The organism is Geopseudomonas aromaticivorans (assembly GCF_019097855.1).
GTDB classification, from domain to species: domain Bacteria; phylum Pseudomonadota; class Gammaproteobacteria; order Pseudomonadales; family Pseudomonadaceae; genus Geopseudomonas; species Geopseudomonas aromaticivorans.
Map to the genome: position 1 here is coordinate 243,244 of NZ_JAHRGL010000057.1, position 14,972 is coordinate 258,215.

Annotated in this window: 15 protein-coding genes; 3 read left to right on the top strand and 12 right to left on the bottom strand. The window is 61.7% G+C overall.

Annotated features, from left to right (window positions below):
- Positions 1 to 21: 21 nt before the first annotated feature.
- From KRX52_RS17160 to KRX52_RS17215, 12 genes are all read right to left on the bottom strand, one after another.
- Positions 22 to 1,008: a type II secretion system F family protein gene (locus KRX52_RS17160; protein WP_217682946.1), complete on the bottom strand. Its 987-nt coding sequence runs from the start codon at positions 1,006 to 1,008 to the stop codon at positions 22 to 24.
- Positions 1,005 to 2,435, bottom strand: a complete 1,431-nt coding sequence (locus KRX52_RS17165; protein WP_217682947.1) for a TadA family conjugal transfer-associated ATPase — start codon at positions 2,433 to 2,435, stop codon at positions 1,005 to 1,007. Before KRX52_RS17165 ends, KRX52_RS17160 begins: the two co-directional genes overlap by 4 nt.
- Entirely contained in the window at positions 2,425 to 3,660 is a 1,236-nt protein-coding gene (locus KRX52_RS17170) for an AAA family ATPase (RefSeq protein ID WP_217682948.1), read from the bottom strand. The genes KRX52_RS17165 and KRX52_RS17170 overlap by 11 nt, the downstream gene beginning before the upstream one ends.
- The gene (locus tag KRX52_RS17175) at positions 3,654 to 4,157 is read right to left on the bottom strand and encodes a TadE/TadG family type IV pilus assembly protein (protein ID WP_217682949.1); all 504 of its coding nucleotides are present in this window, start codon (positions 4,155 to 4,157) and stop codon (positions 3,654 to 3,656) included. Before KRX52_RS17175 ends, KRX52_RS17170 begins: the two co-directional genes overlap by 7 nt.
- Positions 4,157 to 4,621: a TadE/TadG family type IV pilus assembly protein gene (locus tag KRX52_RS17180; protein WP_217682968.1), complete on the bottom strand. Its 465-nt coding sequence runs from the start codon at positions 4,619 to 4,621 to the stop codon at positions 4,157 to 4,159. Before KRX52_RS17180 ends, KRX52_RS17175 begins: the two co-directional genes overlap by 1 nt.
- A 52-nt stretch (positions 4,622 to 4,673) precedes the next feature.
- Positions 4,674 to 6,029, bottom strand: coding sequence for a TadE/TadG family type IV pilus assembly protein (locus tag KRX52_RS17185; RefSeq protein ID WP_217682950.1), 1,356 nt, complete (start codon positions 6,027 to 6,029; stop codon positions 4,674 to 4,676).
- 30 nt (positions 6,030 to 6,059) lie between these two features.
- A complete protein-coding gene (locus KRX52_RS17190) occupies positions 6,060 to 6,329 on the bottom strand; it encodes a hypothetical protein (protein ID WP_217682951.1) in 270 nt (89 codons plus the stop codon).
- A 14-nt stretch (positions 6,330 to 6,343) separates the two neighbouring features.
- Positions 6,344 to 7,858: a type II and III secretion system protein family protein gene (locus tag KRX52_RS17195; RefSeq protein WP_217682952.1), complete on the bottom strand. Its 1,515-nt coding sequence runs from the start codon at positions 7,856 to 7,858 to the stop codon at positions 6,344 to 6,346.
- A 66-nt stretch (positions 7,859 to 7,924) separates the two neighbouring features.
- Positions 7,925 to 8,737 carry a Flp pilus assembly protein CpaB gene (cpaB, locus tag KRX52_RS17200; protein WP_217682953.1) on the bottom strand — a complete coding sequence of 271 codons (813 nt, stop codon included), beginning with the start codon at positions 8,735 to 8,737 and terminating at the stop codon, positions 7,925 to 7,927.
- Positions 8,734 to 10,086, bottom strand: coding sequence for a DUF8689 domain-containing protein (locus tag KRX52_RS17205; RefSeq protein WP_254797640.1), 1,353 nt, complete (start codon positions 10,084 to 10,086; stop codon positions 8,734 to 8,736). The genes cpaB and KRX52_RS17205 overlap by 4 nt, the downstream gene beginning before the upstream one ends.
- Positions 10,087 to 10,118: 32 nt before the next feature.
- Complete coding sequence (locus KRX52_RS17210; RefSeq protein WP_217682954.1) at positions 10,119 to 10,613, bottom strand: A24 family peptidase; 495 nt, start codon at positions 10,611 to 10,613, stop codon at positions 10,119 to 10,121.
- Between the two features lie 38 nt (positions 10,614 to 10,651).
- Positions 10,652 to 10,852, bottom strand: coding sequence for a Flp family type IVb pilin (locus KRX52_RS17215; protein WP_217682955.1), 201 nt, complete (start codon positions 10,850 to 10,852; stop codon positions 10,652 to 10,654).
- Positions 10,853 to 11,270: 418 nt separating this feature from the next.
- On the opposite strand from KRX52_RS17215, the gene KRX52_RS17220 reads away from it, so the two are divergent.
- The 3 genes from KRX52_RS17220 (at position 11,271) to KRX52_RS17230 (ending at position 14,861) form a co-directional block, all read left to right on the top strand.
- Entirely contained in the window at positions 11,271 to 13,673 is a 2,403-nt protein-coding gene (locus tag KRX52_RS17220; protein ID WP_217682956.1) for a heavy metal translocating P-type ATPase, read from the top strand.
- The gene (cueR, locus tag KRX52_RS17225; RefSeq protein WP_217682957.1) at positions 13,670 to 14,071 is read left to right on the top strand and encodes a Cu(I)-responsive transcriptional regulator; all 402 of its coding nucleotides are present in this window, start codon (positions 13,670 to 13,672) and stop codon (positions 14,069 to 14,071) included. The genes KRX52_RS17220 and cueR overlap by 4 nt, the downstream gene beginning before the upstream one ends.
- Before the next feature lie 157 nt (positions 14,072 to 14,228).
- A complete protein-coding gene (locus tag KRX52_RS17230; RefSeq protein ID WP_217682958.1) occupies positions 14,229 to 14,861 on the top strand; it encodes a methyltransferase family protein in 633 nt (210 codons plus the stop codon).
- Positions 14,862 to 14,972: the final 111 nt, after the last annotated feature.

The following is a 14,972-nucleotide window of genomic DNA, read 5'->3' on the forward strand; positions in this document are numbered from 1 at the left end:
TCCCCACATTCCGTCCAGGCCTCAGACCTCAATACGGATGATTTTTTTGATCCAGAAAATCCCCAGCAGCATGGCCGTGAAGGACCCGGCGATCAGCTTGTGGCCGATTGGCTCCTTGAGCAGCATTGGCAGATAAGTTGGAGAACTCACCATCAGAGCAATGGTCAGCACGAAGGGAATGGCCACCAGCACCCAGGCCGACATGCGACCTTCCGCCGACAGTGTCTTGACCTTACGCTGGAAGCGAAAGCGACCACGGATCAGCGAGCTCAGGCGCTGGAGAATCTCGGTCAGGTTGCCGCCGGTTTCCCGGTGCAGCAGGATCGAGGTCACCAGCATCATCACGGTCATACTCGGCATGCGCTCAAGCAGCCCCAACATGGCCCGGCGCACATCGTTGCCATAGTTGATGTCGGCAAAGGTCAGGCCGAACTCGTGAGCCACCACGCCCTTCTGTTCGTCGGCCACCAGTCGCAGGGTCTCGTTGAACGGATGCCCGGCCTTTAGCGCACGCACCATGGAGTCCAGCGCATCCGGCAACTGCTCCTCGAACTCGGCGAAGCGTTTGCCGCGGTCGCTGGATATCTTCAGGATCGGTACCCAGAACAGCACAGCCCCGGCTGCCAGTGCTACCCACCACAGAGGGAACAACAGCCACACCAGCATTGCGCCACCTACGGCCAGCGCCAGGCCAAGCAGGATTACCCGGTAGGCCCGCACCTCATGGCCGCTCTGGTCGACCATCTCAGCCAGCTTTTCCATGCCCGGCAGCTGCTCCAGCGCCGCCTCCAGTGGCGACAAGCGCTTGAGGTATTTTTGCCGTAATACCGTCTGCATGTTTGGCAGATCGTTGGCCCGCTCGAGCAGGTGCAGCCGCTCGCGGATGCGCTTGCGCACTTTGCCGGCCTCACCGAAGACCGGCACCGCCACCCCCTGGCTGAGCAGGAATACGGCGAGAAATACCATGCCAAGGAAAAGAAAGATGAACTCCGAGGGGATCTGGTTCATGACTGCCCCTCCATCCACTCCGGCCGAAACAGATTGAGCGGCAGTTCGATGCCACGCTTGGCCAGCACATCGCGGAAGGCTGGCACCATTCCAGTAGGCTTGTAGTCGCCCAGCACTTCACCATGCTCGCTGATGCCACGGCGCTCGAAGGTGAAGATCTCAGTCATGGTGATGATCTCGCCCTCCATGCCGTTGATCTCCTGCACGCTCACCAGACGGCGTTTACCATCCTCCTGGCGCTCCAGTTGCACCACCACGTCGATGGCCGAGGCGATCTGCTGGCGCAGCGCCTTGATCGGAAAGGTCGCGCCGGTCATCGCCACCATGTTCTCGATACGCCCCAAGGCATCGCGCGGGGTGTTGGCGTGGATGGTAGTCAGCGAGCCGTCGTGGCCGGTGTTCATCGCCGCCAGCATGTCCAGCGCCTCGGAGCCACGCACCTCGCCGATGACGATGCGATCCGGGCGCATGCGCAGGCTGTTACGCACCAGCTCGCGTTGGTTCACCTCGCCGCGTCCCTCGATGTTCGCCGGCCGGGTTTCCAGGCGCACTACATGGGGCTGCTGCAATTGCAACTCGGCCGAGTCCTCGATGGTGACGATGCGCTCGTTGTGCGGAATGAAGCTGGACAGCACGTTGAGCATGGTGGTCTTGCCGGTGCCGGTACCGCCGGACACCAGCACATTCATCCGGCCGCGGACGATGGCCTTGAGCACCAGGGCAATCGCCGCCGTCAGGGTGCCGCGCTCGATCAGGCTCTCGGTATTGAGCAGGTCGACGGCAAAACGACGAATCGATATGCTCGGCCCGTCGATTGCCAGCGGAGGGATGATGGCGTTGACCCGCGAACCGTCCTTGAGGCGCGCATCCACCAGCGGCGAGGACTCGTCGATACGCCGCCCCAGAGCGGAAACGATGCGATCGATGATGTTCAACAGGTGAGCGTCGTCGCGAAAGCACACATCGGTTCTCTGCAGTTTGCCGAAGCGTTCTACGTAAACCGATTTCGCCCCATTGACCAGGATATCCGACACCGTACTGTCGGCCAGCAGCGGCTCCAGCGGGCCGAGGCCAAGCACCTCGTCGGTGATCTGCTTGATGATCAGCTGGCGACTGGCCACGCTGATCGGCGCCGAATGATCGTCGAGCAAGCGCAGGCAAATCTCGCGAATCTGCTTGGCAGCTTCGGCCGGCTCCAGACTGTCGAGCAGCGACAGATCCATGACCTTGAGCAGCTGCTCGTAGACCTTCTCGCGCCACTCAACTTCCAGAGGATTGAGCTGGGTACGAGTGCTGTAGTTGTTCAGCGGCACAGCCTCCTCCCACGCCAACTGCTCGCGTTCGTGGCTGGTGGTTTCGCTGGCGACTGCAGGAACAGCCGCCTTCTGCGGTGACTGGCGCAGGCGATTGCGCAATTCATTGAGCATGGCTGACTCCCCCGAACAGGCGACTCACCGCACGCTTGAACAGTCCGCCACGTTGGACTTCCGGGCTGCCCTGCAGCTCCTCGGCGATCGGCTTCAGCGCCAGGGTAATGGCGGCGCGCGGTGCATGGATAGCCAGCGGCACGCCGGCGTTCTGGCTCTCGCTGACCACAGTGAAATCGTTGGGCAACAGCAGCAGATCCGGGCAGTGCAAGGCCTCCTCGATATCCTTGAGACTGACCGTAGCGTTCTTGTTGTAACGGTTGATCAGCACCTGCAGACGGCTAGACTGGATGCCCATGTCGTCACGCAGGATACGCAGCAGGCGATCGGCATCCTTGAGGTGACTGACACTCTGCTGCAACACCACCAGCACCTTGTCGGCGTTCTCCAGCGTTGTTCCGGTGAGATGATCGATCTGCCGCGGCAGGTCCACCACGACCCAGTCGTAGGTGCTGCGCGCCAAGTGCAGCAAGGCCTCCAACTGCTCCGCATGGATATCCTGAGGCAGACACAGCTCAGTGCTGCGCCCACCCAACACATGCAAGTTGGCACTGAAATGGGTACAAAAGCCGCGCAACGCCAGACTGTCCATCTCGCCGACCTGCTTAAGCACATCGACGTGGCTGTGGGTGGGCTGCACATCGAGATAGTGCGTGACACTACCGAACTGCAGATCGAGGTCGATCAGCAGCACACTGGCATGCAGGCTCAATTGCTGGGCCAAGTTACAGGCCAGCAAGGTCGCACCGGAGCCCCCCTTGGCATTCATCACCGCCAGCAGCTTGCCACTATCACCGCTGCTGGCACGCTTCTCCTGCACCATGCGCTGCAACGCAGCGGCCAATTCATGCGAATTCAGCGGCTCGGGGAGAAAGTCCCGCGCCCCGGCCTGCATGGCCAGGCGCAAGCCCTCGGCCTGATCCAGCGCGCCACACACCAGCAGGGCCGGCCGCTCGGCCGCCGGACGCTGCATCAATGCGGCCAACTCCTCGCGCCACTGAGTGCTGACTTGCAACAGCAGCAGGTCGGGCATCTGCTCAATACCGTGCAGCGGGTCGCAATGGCCATTACTGACCAGGCGGGTGATGACCTGCAGACCTGCCACAGACTGGCAGATCACCTGCAGATCCTTGAGCGCCTGAGCATCGCGACTACTGATCAGCAGCCTCAGGCCATGGCGCGATTGGCTGTCCGTCACGGACGGTACTTCCCTGGACTTCAGCATGGCGTGATCTCCGGAGCGACGCCTTCCTCGGCATGCCTGCCGAGGCTTTCGCGGGGAATGGTCGACCTGAATGCCGGCAGGGTAAACACCCCGCGAAATCCAGGAATCAGCAGCTCGAAGGGGAAATTGTCCACCCGTAGCTGCACGTAACGGATGGCACGGAAACCGTTGGCGCTGGACAGGTCGTTCGGACTGCCAACGACAGCGCCGTTCTCGTCCAGATAGATCAGGTTCAGATCGGCGGTTTCCAGGCTGCCAATCAGCGGGCTAGCGCCGCTACTGTTGATGTCGTTGAAAATGGCCCGGCGCAGGATGCGTGCGTCGCGGATATCACAGACCGCCGCCAGCCGGGCACCCCGCCGTACTACTTCATCCAGACCATTGACGGTGAAGTACAGGCGGCCCATCTCCAACACCCCGAACAGCAGCACGAAGAGCAGTGAGCCAATGATGGCGAACTCCACTACGTACACACCGCGCATGCGTTTCGCGTTCATCACAACCCCCTCATCACTGTGGTGGCCACCAGCGGGAAGTTCAGTGGAATGGCATTGCCGATCAAGGCAGGCAATCCGTTGCCGATCACTGGCTGGAACAAATAGCTGATGCGCACCTGAACATGCTCGGTTCCTACCGTGCTGACCTGTACGTCGGCCGTAGTCAACCCCGGAACCACTGCTCTCGACTGCGGTGTGGGCACGCCGTAAACGGCGAGGTTCTTGGTCCTGGCCTCCAGTACAGCGGTGATTTCCACCCGCCCAAGGTTGCCGTTCCAGGCCTGGCCGGCGAGGTAGCGCACCGCATCGCGGTTGGCCTGTAGCAAATTGTTGTAGTGGTAAAGCATGCGTCCGAACTCGGCGATGCCCAGAAGCAGTAGCAGCAGCAGCGGCAGGGCAATGGCAAACTCGACCATCGCCACCCCTCGCTGGCTCTGGCTCTGTTTGTATGTGCGACCTTGCATAATCACCTTCCCTTGCCGGGACAAGCCCGGCAGGCTTGCTTTCAACAACCGATCAGGAGTCGGTACTCGGCGTACGACTGTTGTCCATATAGGACTTGTACAGCTGGATGATCACCGGCCCGACATCCTCTGTCGGCACCGGCCCAGCCACACCATCGCCCTCGCACTCCTTGACGAACTGGCCGAAGACCTGGGCCTCGACGCCCTGCTGTGCGACGGTCTGCAGCAGGAAGAAGCAGCCGAAATCCAGCACCGGCACTTCCACCTGGCCGCCGGACGCGCCATCGCAATTGCCAATCACGATATTGAGCATGCGCCGCTCATAAGCCCCTGCGCAGCTACCGGACACGGCACAGGCCGCGCTGTCGCCCTTCCAATCGTTGATGTCATACAACGGCGTGCTGCCAGCCGACAGATCCCCACCGCTGGAGGTCACCTGTTGCCCCTGATATTGCACCTGGGCCGGCGAAGTGCTGTCGTTGTAGGTCATCTTCGGATTGTTGAATTCGGTGACCCAATCCGGTGGGTAGTTGGTGGCATTCATGCCCGGGCCGTTGTACACCCCGAAGCGGGTATTCAGGCCCTGGGCCACGGGGCCTACCTGGTTGCCGGGCTCGGTGCCGACCTCATCGCCCACCACGTTGCACTTGTCGATACCGCCGGCCAGCGCCTTGCGCAGGTCGTTGGCGCCGGAAGATCCATCCAGACGCAGTAGCTGGAAGTTGCCCGGACCGATCGCCGGCGCATTGCCGGCGGCGCTCTTGAGCACTTCCAGCTCGCCATAACTGTACCCCCAGTAGGAGGACCCGCCATTCTCCGCGGGGTCATCGTCGGGGTCGCCACAGACCATAATCGGCTCGATCTTGCATGGGCTGGCCGTAGGGCTCGGCCCAGCGGTGGCAATGGCAGCCACCGCTTTGTCGCCCACGCCCCCAAAGAGCTGGGCGACACTCCAGAGAAATCCCGTCAGAGGGTAGTTCGGCACTGATACCCGGACATACTTGGCATCCGCCGGTCCTGCGGATGAAAAGGGCCCGTAGACGCTGTTGGAAAAGGTGACCTCGGTATGTCCCCCAACAGCCGCCACCGTCGTACCTATGGCCCGCCCCAGTTCACCGTTGCCTTCGGAGGCGGCATTGCGCGCCAGGGTGTCCAAGGATGCCTCGCGGGCCAGGGTGGAGGCAGTGGGGCTACCGAAGGACGCCTGCAATGTCTTGGCGCCGCTCAGGGCCGCTGCATCCACGGCATTCTGCAGGCGGGTCTTGTTCAGCAGCATATGACCGCCATCCAGAGCCAGGGCTCCCATCAGCAACATAGCCGCCAAGGCAATGACCACCAGCACTAGTACGGCCCCCTGCTGCCTGCCTGGCCAGTGCTGTTTGAGGTTTCGTTTAGTCAGGGGGCTCATACCGTTTCCTCACGAGTCGCTATGTCAACGTCAATTGCCCACATTGATCTGGATGGGTTGGGCAATTTGGCTGGCGTCGCCAGTGACGCCGCGGAAGTCATCCATGACCCTCTCGACCAGTGGACCATCCGTTCCGGTTGGCGAAACCTCCGTCCCAGGGTTGGCCGCCCCCTCCTTATCGGCGATCTGCTGGTAGGTGGTCAGGTACACCGTGTGGCCGAGATCACCCACACGCCCCTCTTCGTAGGTCATGCAACCGGCCAAGGTGGTCAGCAACATTAGCGGAACAAGTGCTTTCATGGTCTGTACTCCCTTCAGTCCAGATCGTGGCCAAAGCGGCCTTCGCTCACGCCAAGGCTGACCGGGATATTGCGTCCCGGGCCGTTGCCCTTGGTCTTGCCGAGCAGATAAAAATCGAGATCGCTCGGCTCCACGAAACGCTCGGTGGGCAGCCGCACCATCTTGGCATCCAGTGGTTTGGCCAAGTACGGTGTCACCATGATCACCAACTCGGTTTCGCCGCTTTGGTATTGCTGGCTGCGGAACAGATGTCCCAGTACCGGGACATCACCCAGACCGGGAAACTTGCTGACGAAGTCGCGCGTGGTTTCGTTGATCAGGCCGGCGATGGCGATGGTCTGGCCGTTGCCAAGCTCCACGGTAGATTGCGCGCTGCGCTTGGTGATCGACGGAATGACCTGGGCCACGCCCCCGCCCAACACGCTGTCCAGGCCGGTATCCAGGGCCAGGGCATTGGTGTTGGAAAGTTCGCTTACCGAGACATTCAGGTTGAGGTTGATCCGTCCGGAGTCCAGCACCACCGGCAGGAACTTGACCCCCACGCCGAACTCCTTGTACTCGATGGTGATGCCGTCATCCTCGGTGACCGGCACGGGGAACTCGCCGCCGGAGATGAACTCGGCTTGCTGTCCGGTCAGGGTGGTCAGGGTCGGCTCCGCCAGCACCTTGGCCGAGCCATTATCCTTGGCCGCTTCCAGCACCACGTTGAACAGGAAGTTCTCCGAGAGGAACTGGCCGAAGAGTGCCTTGCCATTGCCAATCATCGAAGCCGGGTCGAGGGGGGTACCGTCGGGCGCCACACCCAGCAACCGGCCATCGTTGAAACCACCTCCACTCCAGCGGCTGGAGGAACCGAAATCCAGCGCGTTGAAGCGCACACTAAGGTTCTTGAACAGGCTGCGCTGCATCTCGGCGACCTTGACCTCCAGCATCACCTGCTGGCTACCGCCGACGGTAAGCAAGTTGATGACGTCCAGCTTCTTGCTCGGCGCTGCCTCGGCGGTTTCGCCCTTGCCCTGCACGATGCTCTCGCTCTGCGCGGTATAGGTCTTGGCCACCTTGACTGCGGTGTCCATTACCGCCGCACTGGACACTTGGCCACGCAACACCAGCGCGCCCTGAGCGGTGAACACCGAGATTTTCTCGTTGGGCATCAGTTCGTGCAGCTTGGTCTTGAGCGCGCCCAGATCGTGTACCACTTCCAGGTCGAGACTTTCGATCAGCTTGCCGCTGGCGTCCCACAGCAGCACATTGGTGCTGCCCAGAGAACGCCCCAGCAGATACAGCTCACGGGAGTTGGTGACCAGCACGTCGGCGATTTCCGGATTACCGATGGAAACCTTGCGTACAGCTGCACGAGTGGTGAGCACCCGCGACTTGTAGATCGGCACTTCGATATTGGTTACGCCGCCGGTCGAAAAGCCGCCGGGGACGGGAACGGGCTCGGCGGCCTGCACTACGAACGCCAGCAACAACCAGGCGCCCAACGTGCACAGCGTGCATGACCCAAGTCTGCGGATGGTATCCATGTCTGCTCCTTAGTCTTTATAAAAGCTTGCCTGCTTGAAGCGGACGCCGCGCCCGGCGTGGCTCCGTTACCGCTGCACACTCACCTTTTCAATTTCCGTCCCGCGAATGATGGTCACCTGACCACCGCCCCCCCCACCGCTGCGACGTACCACCGGCTTCGGCGCTGGCTTAGGGGCTACAGCTACCACCGGTACCGGATCGGGTTTGGTTTCCACCGGCTTTTTCTCCTCCAGCGGATTGCGCAGAGCCAGTTGCAGCTTCCCTTCGCTCTGCGCCTTGACCAGCTTCTCGGTCTCCTCTGGAGTCATTTCCAGGGTTACCGCGCGCACCACCACCGGCTGGGTCTTGTCGGTACTGGCGGTCTGGTCCACAGCCAACACGCGCAGGTCGTAAAGGATGGTTTCGGATTTCGCCTCGCGGCCGCTGCCGCCCTCCTGCTTGGTCGCCAGCACATCGACCCGATTGCCCGGCAGCAGGAAGCCACCGACGCCCACTACGTCATCCACCCGTACCGAGATTGCCCGCTTGCTTGGTTCGATCAGCGAAGCCAGGGTGCTACCACCCAAGTGTTCGGCCAGCCGTGCACTCCGCAGGATGTCGCCCTCCAAGATGCTGAAGGTGGCAATCCGCCCACTGGCCTTCTCCACCGCATCGAAAGCATCGCTGGGTGCCGTGCCCCTAGGCATGGAGACCAACTTGACGTGTTGCGGCTCGACCATCTGGCCAAAAGGAATCTCCACTGCTGCCACCACCACGTTTTCCATATTGGAGTCGGCCGTGGTATCCAACCGCGCCGTCAGCCAGGTATTGGCCATCCAGGCGGCGCCAAGCCCGAACAGCACCGATAGCGCAATCAACATCAACGTACGAGAGCTCATGGTGTTTCTCCTTGCTCAGTCCCCTGCAGCCTGACGAAATAGTTGTGCCAGGCCCACTCCAGCTCCTGGGGCGTCAACGGCCCGGAGCTCCCCTGGTAACGCTGCCGGTCGCGTGCCATACCGAGCAAGTCGCGCGGGTGGCAGGGTGCCAACGGCACCTTTTCCGGTTGATGCAAGCCTTCGATCACGTAACGCAGCAGCAGCGGATCGTAGGGAATGCCCAGTTTTTCAACTTCCTGACGCCATATCTGCTCGTATTCGTTGCGGGTCAGGTAGTCGAAATGCAGCTTGTAGCCGATCCGGCGCAGGAAGGCCTCGTCCGCCAGTTGCAGCGGATTGAGGTTGGTGGAAAACACCAGAATCAGGTCGAACGGTAGTTCGCAGTGGCGACCGCCACCGAGGTTGAGAAAGTCTTTTTTCTCCTCCATCGGCACGATCCAGCGGTTGAGCAACTCGGCCGGCGCCATCCGTTGGCGACCCATGTCGTCGATGATGAACATGCCATTGCCGGCCTTGAGCTGCAGCGGGGCCTGGTACTGGCGGGTATAGGGGTCGTAGCGGATATCCAGCTGATCCATGGTCAGCTCGCCGCCGGTGATGACCACCGGGCGCTTGCAGCGCAGCAGACGACGGTCGTGGCCTTGGTCCAACCGAAGACTGGGTCGGGCCGTTTCATCCACTCGCTTGTGCACCTGCGGGTCGAAGATCTCGATGATTGCCTCACCGATCGCGATGGCATGGGGCACCCAAATCGCCTCGCCGAACAGGCGGATCAGCTTGCTGCTGATAAAGGTTTTGCCGGTACCCGCGGGGCCGTAGATCATGATCGCCCGGCCGGAGTTCAGCGCTGCACCCAGTTGGTCCAGCATGCCACCGTGCAATACCACCCCCGTGAAGGCGGTCTGCATTTCCTTGCCGGTGACGCCGCCATGGTGGATGGTCTGGGAATGCAGCAGTTCGCGGTAACGTTCGACCGGATAGGGCGCCGGGCCGATGTAGCCACCACGCGCCAAGGCATCGCGAGCACTGCCGCGACCCCGCTCGGTCAGACCGTAGCGCAGCCCCCCGCCACCACTGCTGGCTTGGCCAAGCACCTCGACCCGGCCATCCTTGCGCAGGAAGGCCAGCAGCTCGTCCAGCACTGGCCCGGCCAGCGCCATGCGCTCCATCAACCGCGAGGTATCCAGACTGCCGGCGTCATACAGATGTTTACAGAGCAAATCGATCAGCAGCGCTTCGGAAAGCCCTGTTTCCGTGAGCGTGCATGGTTGCGAAACATTGAAAGCATTGCTCGAACCGAAGTGATCCACCCCGGCATCCTCGACCCTGGCAAACCCCGGCGTACTCATGGCCTGCTCCCTGGTTTAGTTGTTTTACATGATCAAAAAGGTGTCCAGTACTGACTCAGCAATGTTCCAGCCGCAATGGCTATGGCGTAAGGAAAACGATGTCTGGCAGCATCATTTTCGTCTGCCGAAATAAGAGTTCGTGCCGTAGCACTTAGCCAATAGCGCACCACAAACTTACCAAGGTGACCCTTGCAGAGAAGATAAAGGATCCCCAATATTGACCCCACCATCAGACTGTAAGCCCCCGCCCACAATGTGCCGGTTACCCCCAGAAAACTGCCGACCACCGCCATCAACTTCACGTCGCCGGCAGCCATGCCACCCAATGCATAAAGTGGAAAAAAAAGTGCAAACCCCGTCAGAAGCCCTGCACCACCCGAGATTACTCCGCCCCATCCGGCCGTCCAAGCTTGCCAAGCGAAACCAACGATCAAACCCAGCAGCAGGTAATAATTAGGAAGTCGGTGACTTACGATATCGTAAATCACCGCCCCCAAGAGGAGCGCTGACACAACAAAAATCAGCATAAAACAGGCTCCACCTGAACTTCAGATATGATATTGGATTAACCCCCCGCACCCGGAGTAGCACCGATGATCCCCGCAAGGGCGTTAATAACAATACCGACGTTAGTACCCAAAAGCTGGAAGGCCGCAACTACAGCCAAGCTAATCAACCCCCCAGCCACCGCATACTCAACAACCGTCAAGCCTTCTTCATCCTTGATGAATTTGACCATTGCCTGCTTGATTGTTTGAAGTTCCATTTTTCCCTACCCCGCTAAAGGTAATCAATTTGGTCACGGCAGTTCGTTTGCCGTGATTTGAAGTTAGTCGGGGCAAGCGAGATGGGTTAGGAGTTTTTTGCCAATCGCAGGTACTTTTTTGCGACGCAGCGTGCCAGGCGGAGGAAATGCGGGGCGACGGGGTCAGACGCAGGCTCCGCCTTGCAGCGGCAAGCGATTGAATTGGGGCAGGAAAAATCGGCATGGCGCACTGCTGATGCCGATCTTGTGCTTGTGGAAGACCGCGCCCGCCCCAGGATAATTTGCGACAAGCGTCACATTTTTAGAGTGCACCGCCTTGGGCAACACAGACAGCCGGTCGCGGAGTTTGTCCGGCGCTTGACCCTTCCCCCATGGCAAGGTTGATCCTTGTCGTAACGGATTTCAGGAGATTCACGCCATGTCCAGTTCATCAGCCGCCCCCCCCCTCCTCGACCTGCCGATTGTCGGCATGACCTGCGCCAGCTGTGCCGGGCGGGTCGAGCGGGCGTTGGCCAAGGTCGAAGGGGTGCGCCAGGTCAGCGTCAACCTGGCGAGCGAGCAGGCCCGCGTGGAGGCTGCGGCCAGCGTGCTGCCGGCGCTGATCGCCGCCGTGAGCAAGGCCGGCTACAGCGTGCCGCAGCTGACGCTGGAAATGCAGATCGGCGGCATGACCTGCGCCAGCTGCGTCGGTCGGGTCGAGCGGGCGCTCGGCAAGGTGGTTGGGGTGCAGCAGGCCATCGTCAACCTGGCCAGCGAGCGGGCGCGGATCACGGCGCTGGCCAACGTCGACGTGCACACGCTGCTCGCCGCGGTGGAAAAGGCCGGCTATCACGCCAGTCTGATCGACGCTGCGCGCCCACCGAGCGACGACGCGGAAGCCCGGCTGCGTCGCGAGCGCTGGCAGGTGATCGTCGCCCTGTTGCTGGCGCTGCCGCTGGTGGTGCCGATGATCGCCGGCTGGCTGGGTCAGCACTGGATGCTGCCGGCCTGGCTACAGTGCCTGCTGGCCACGCCGGTGCAGTTCGTGCTCGGCGCGCGCTTCTACCGCGCCGGCTGGAAGGCGCTGAGGGCCGGCAGCGGCAATATGGATCTGCTGGTGGCGCTGGGCACCAGCGCCGGCTTTGGCCTGAGCCTGTACCTGTGGTGGCAGGCCGCGCCAGGGGCAATGCCGCACCTGTATTTCGAGGCCGCGGCGGTGGTGGTCGCCCTGGTGCTGCTCGGCAAGTATCTGGAAAGCCGGGCCAAGCGCCAGACGTCCACAGCAATCCGCGCTCTCGAGGCCTTGCGTCCGGACAGCGCGGTGCGCTGGATCGACGGCCGCGAGGAGGTGGTCGCCATCGGCGCCCTGCGCCCGGGCGACGTGCTGGTGATCAAGCCCGGCGAGCGCTTCCCGGCGGACGGAGAGGTACTCGACGGCGAGAGCCAGGCCGACGAGGCACTGATCACCGGCGAGAGCCTGCCGGTGGCCAAGCAGCCCGGTGACCGGGTGACCGGTGGCGCGATCAACGGCGAGGGGCGCCTGCTGGTGCGCGCCACCGCGCTGGGTGCGGAAAGCGTGCTCGCACGGATCATTCGTCTGGTGGAGGACGCCCAGGCGGCCAAGGCACCAATCCAGAAGTTGGTCGACAAGGTCAGCCAGGTGTTCGTGCCGAGCGTGCTGCTGATCGCCCTCATCACCTTGGCCGGCTGGCTGCTGGTCGGCGCACCACTGGAAATCGCGCTGATCAACGCGGTCACCGTGCTGGTGATCGCCTGTCCCTGCGCCCTGGGCCTGGCCACGCCGACGGCGATCATGGCCGGCACCGGGGTGGCGGCGCGCCATGGCATCCTGATCAAGGACGCCGAAGCGCTGGAGATCGCCCACGCGGTGACTTCGGTGGCCTTCGACAAGACCGGCACCCTGACCTCCGGCCAGCCGCGCATCGCCCATCTAGCTGCGCTGGACGGCGACGAAGCGCGCCTGCTGCAACAGGCCGCCGCGCTGCAGCGCGGCAGCGAGCACCCGCTGGCCAAGGCGGTATTGGACGCCTGCCGCGAACGCGATCTGCTCCTGGCCGAGGTCGGCGCCAGCCGGGCGCTGGCCGGGCGCGGTATCCAGGGCGAGATCGACGGCCGCCTGCTGGCGCTGGGCAACCGCCGGCTGCTGGATGAAGCGGGACTCTCGGCTGGCGTGCTGGCGGATAACGCCGCGGCCTGGGAAGCCGAAGGCCGCACCCTGTCCTGGCTGCTGGAGCTGACTCCGGCGCCGCGCCTGCTCGGCCTGTTCGCTTTCGGCGACACACTTAAGCCCGGGGCCATCGAGGCTGTTGCCGTGCTGCATGGGCGCGGCATCCGCACCCACCTGATCAGTGGCGACAACCGCGGCAGCGCCCATGCTGTAGCGGCGCAACTGGGCATCGACGACGTGCATGCCGAGGTACTGCCGGCGGACAAGGCTGCCGAGGTGGCGCGCCTGAAACACAACGGCGCGGTGGTGGCGATGGTCGGAGACGGCATCAACGACGCTCCGGCACTGGCCGCGGCGGATGTCGGCATCGCCATGGGCGGCGGCACCGACGTGGCCATGCACGCCGCCGGCATCACCCTGATGCGCGGCGATCCACGTCTGGTGCCGGCGGCGCTGGACATCAGCCGGCGCACCTATGCCAAGATTCGCCAGAACCTGTTCTGGGCCTTCATCTATAACGTCGTCGGCCTGCCGCTGGCCGCCTTCGGCCTGCTCAGCCCGGTGGTTGCCGGCGCCGCCATGGCCCTGTCCAGCGTCAGCGTGGTGAGCAATGCGCTGCTGCTGAAGACCTGGAAACCGGAGGACAAGTCATGAATATCGGCCAGGCGGCAAAACACAGCGGTCTGTCGGCAAAGATGATCCGCTATTACGAAAGCACCGGCCTGCTGCAGCCCGCCGGTCGCGGTGACAACGGCTATCGGCACTACAGCGCGCAGGATCTGCACCGTCTTGCTTTCATCAAGCGCGCCCGCGATCTGGGCTTCGCGCTGGAGGAAGTCGGCAAGCTGCTGCAGCTATGGCAGGACCGCCAGCGCGCCAGCGCCGACGTGAAGACGCTGGCGCTCGCCCATATCGACGAGCTCAACCGCAAGATCACCGAACTGGTCAGCCTGCGCGACACTTTGAGCGAACTGATCGCGCACTGCCAAGGCGACGAACGGCCGGACTGCCCGATTCTGAAGAGTCTGGAGAGCGGACCCGATCAACGGTGAATCAGTCTTTTCGCGACAGCTGCGCCGACCTTATATTCACAACCGCCACGAAAACCAGAATTTTTTACCACCAAGATCTAGCTGGCTTGCACGATGAGCAGCCTTAGACTGTACTCATCGTACAAATTATCGCACAGAGAAAAAAGTTGGAGATAATATGGCGCCCCCAGCCTACTCGACGCTATTTTTCCGAATCGCGGACCGGCTCGATCAAGCGATCATTATTATTATTTATACTTGGTTCTGCGTGCGACTTCTGCCAGACGGATTTCCCCCGAAACATGCGTATAGCACGATGCTGCTGATGTCTGAAGGAACGGTGCTGCTTTTTGCTCTGATCCGTCGACCCGCAGAGAAAATAACTCTCAATCTCAAAGAATGGGTTGTTGCACTCGGCGGCACGACGGCGGTATTGCTAGTAGAAAATAGCAGCGCGACTTTTTGGCCAGAAATTGGAGCAATTCTGATTCTTTTCGGCTTTTCGATCCATCTTGGAGCAAAGCTTTCCCTCAGGCGAAGCTTCGGACTCGTCCCTGCAGACCGGGGTATAAAATCCACAGGTCTTTATTCGATAGTCCGGCATCCTATGTATTTGGGATACATGATCTCCCATGTAGGTTTTTTACTCTCAGTGCCCTCTGCGTGGAACTTCGCAGTATATTTGATAGCGTGGCCTCTTTTCGTTCTCAGAATGTATTTCGAAGAGCACCTCCTGTTGCAAAACGTTGAATACAAGGCCTATGCAGATAAGGTCTGCTATCGGGTTATCCCTAGGGAAGGTCTGAAATAGCCCTCCCCATTCGCGACAGACCTGCTCGGCAGGCCAAAATCGGGCTACTTCATCCCCCTGGACTCAGTTTCCTGCCCCCGAAGAGCATTTGCCGGGGGCTTCCCCTGCATT

Coding starts and splice junctions, on each gene's coding strand:
- KRX52_RS17160 (WP_217682946.1), bottom strand. CDS start 1,008: ATGAACCAGATCCCCTCGGAGTTCATCTTTCTTTTCCTTGGCATGGTA.
- KRX52_RS17165 (WP_217682947.1), bottom strand. CDS start 2,435: ATGCTCAATGAATTGCGCAATCGCCTGCGCCAGTCACCGCAGAAGGCG.
- KRX52_RS17170 (WP_217682948.1), bottom strand. CDS start 3,660: ATGCTGAAGTCCAGGGAAGTACCGTCCGTGACGGACAGCCAATCGCGC.
- KRX52_RS17175 (WP_217682949.1), bottom strand. CDS start 4,157: ATGAACGCGAAACGCATGCGCGGTGTGTACGTAGTGGAGTTCGCCATC.
- KRX52_RS17180 (WP_217682968.1), bottom strand. CDS start 4,621: ATGCAAGGTCGCACATACAAACAGAGCCAGAGCCAGCGAGGGGTGGCG.
- KRX52_RS17185 (WP_217682950.1), bottom strand. CDS start 6,029: ATGAGCCCCCTGACTAAACGAAACCTCAAACAGCACTGGCCAGGCAGG.
- KRX52_RS17190 (WP_217682951.1), bottom strand. CDS start 6,329: ATGAAAGCACTTGTTCCGCTAATGTTGCTGACCACCTTGGCCGGTTGC.
- KRX52_RS17195 (WP_217682952.1), bottom strand. CDS start 7,858: ATGGATACCATCCGCAGACTTGGGTCATGCACGCTGTGCACGTTGGGC.
- cpaB (WP_217682953.1), bottom strand. CDS start 8,737: ATGAGCTCTCGTACGTTGATGTTGATTGCGCTATCGGTGCTGTTCGGG.
- KRX52_RS17205 (WP_254797640.1), bottom strand. CDS start 10,086: ATGAGTACGCCGGGGTTTGCCAGGGTCGAGGATGCCGGGGTGGATCAC.
- KRX52_RS17210 (WP_217682954.1), bottom strand. CDS start 10,613: ATGCTGATTTTTGTTGTGTCAGCGCTCCTCTTGGGGGCGGTGATTTAC.
- KRX52_RS17215 (WP_217682955.1), bottom strand. CDS start 10,852: ATGGAACTTCAAACAATCAAGCAGGCAATGGTCAAATTCATCAAGGAT.
- KRX52_RS17220 (WP_217682956.1), top strand. CDS start 11,271: ATGTCCAGTTCATCAGCCGCCCCCCCCCTCCTCGACCTGCCGATTGTC.
- cueR (WP_217682957.1), top strand. CDS start 13,670: ATGAATATCGGCCAGGCGGCAAAACACAGCGGTCTGTCGGCAAAGATG.
- KRX52_RS17230 (WP_217682958.1), top strand. CDS start 14,229: ATGGCGCCCCCAGCCTACTCGACGCTATTTTTCCGAATCGCGGACCGG.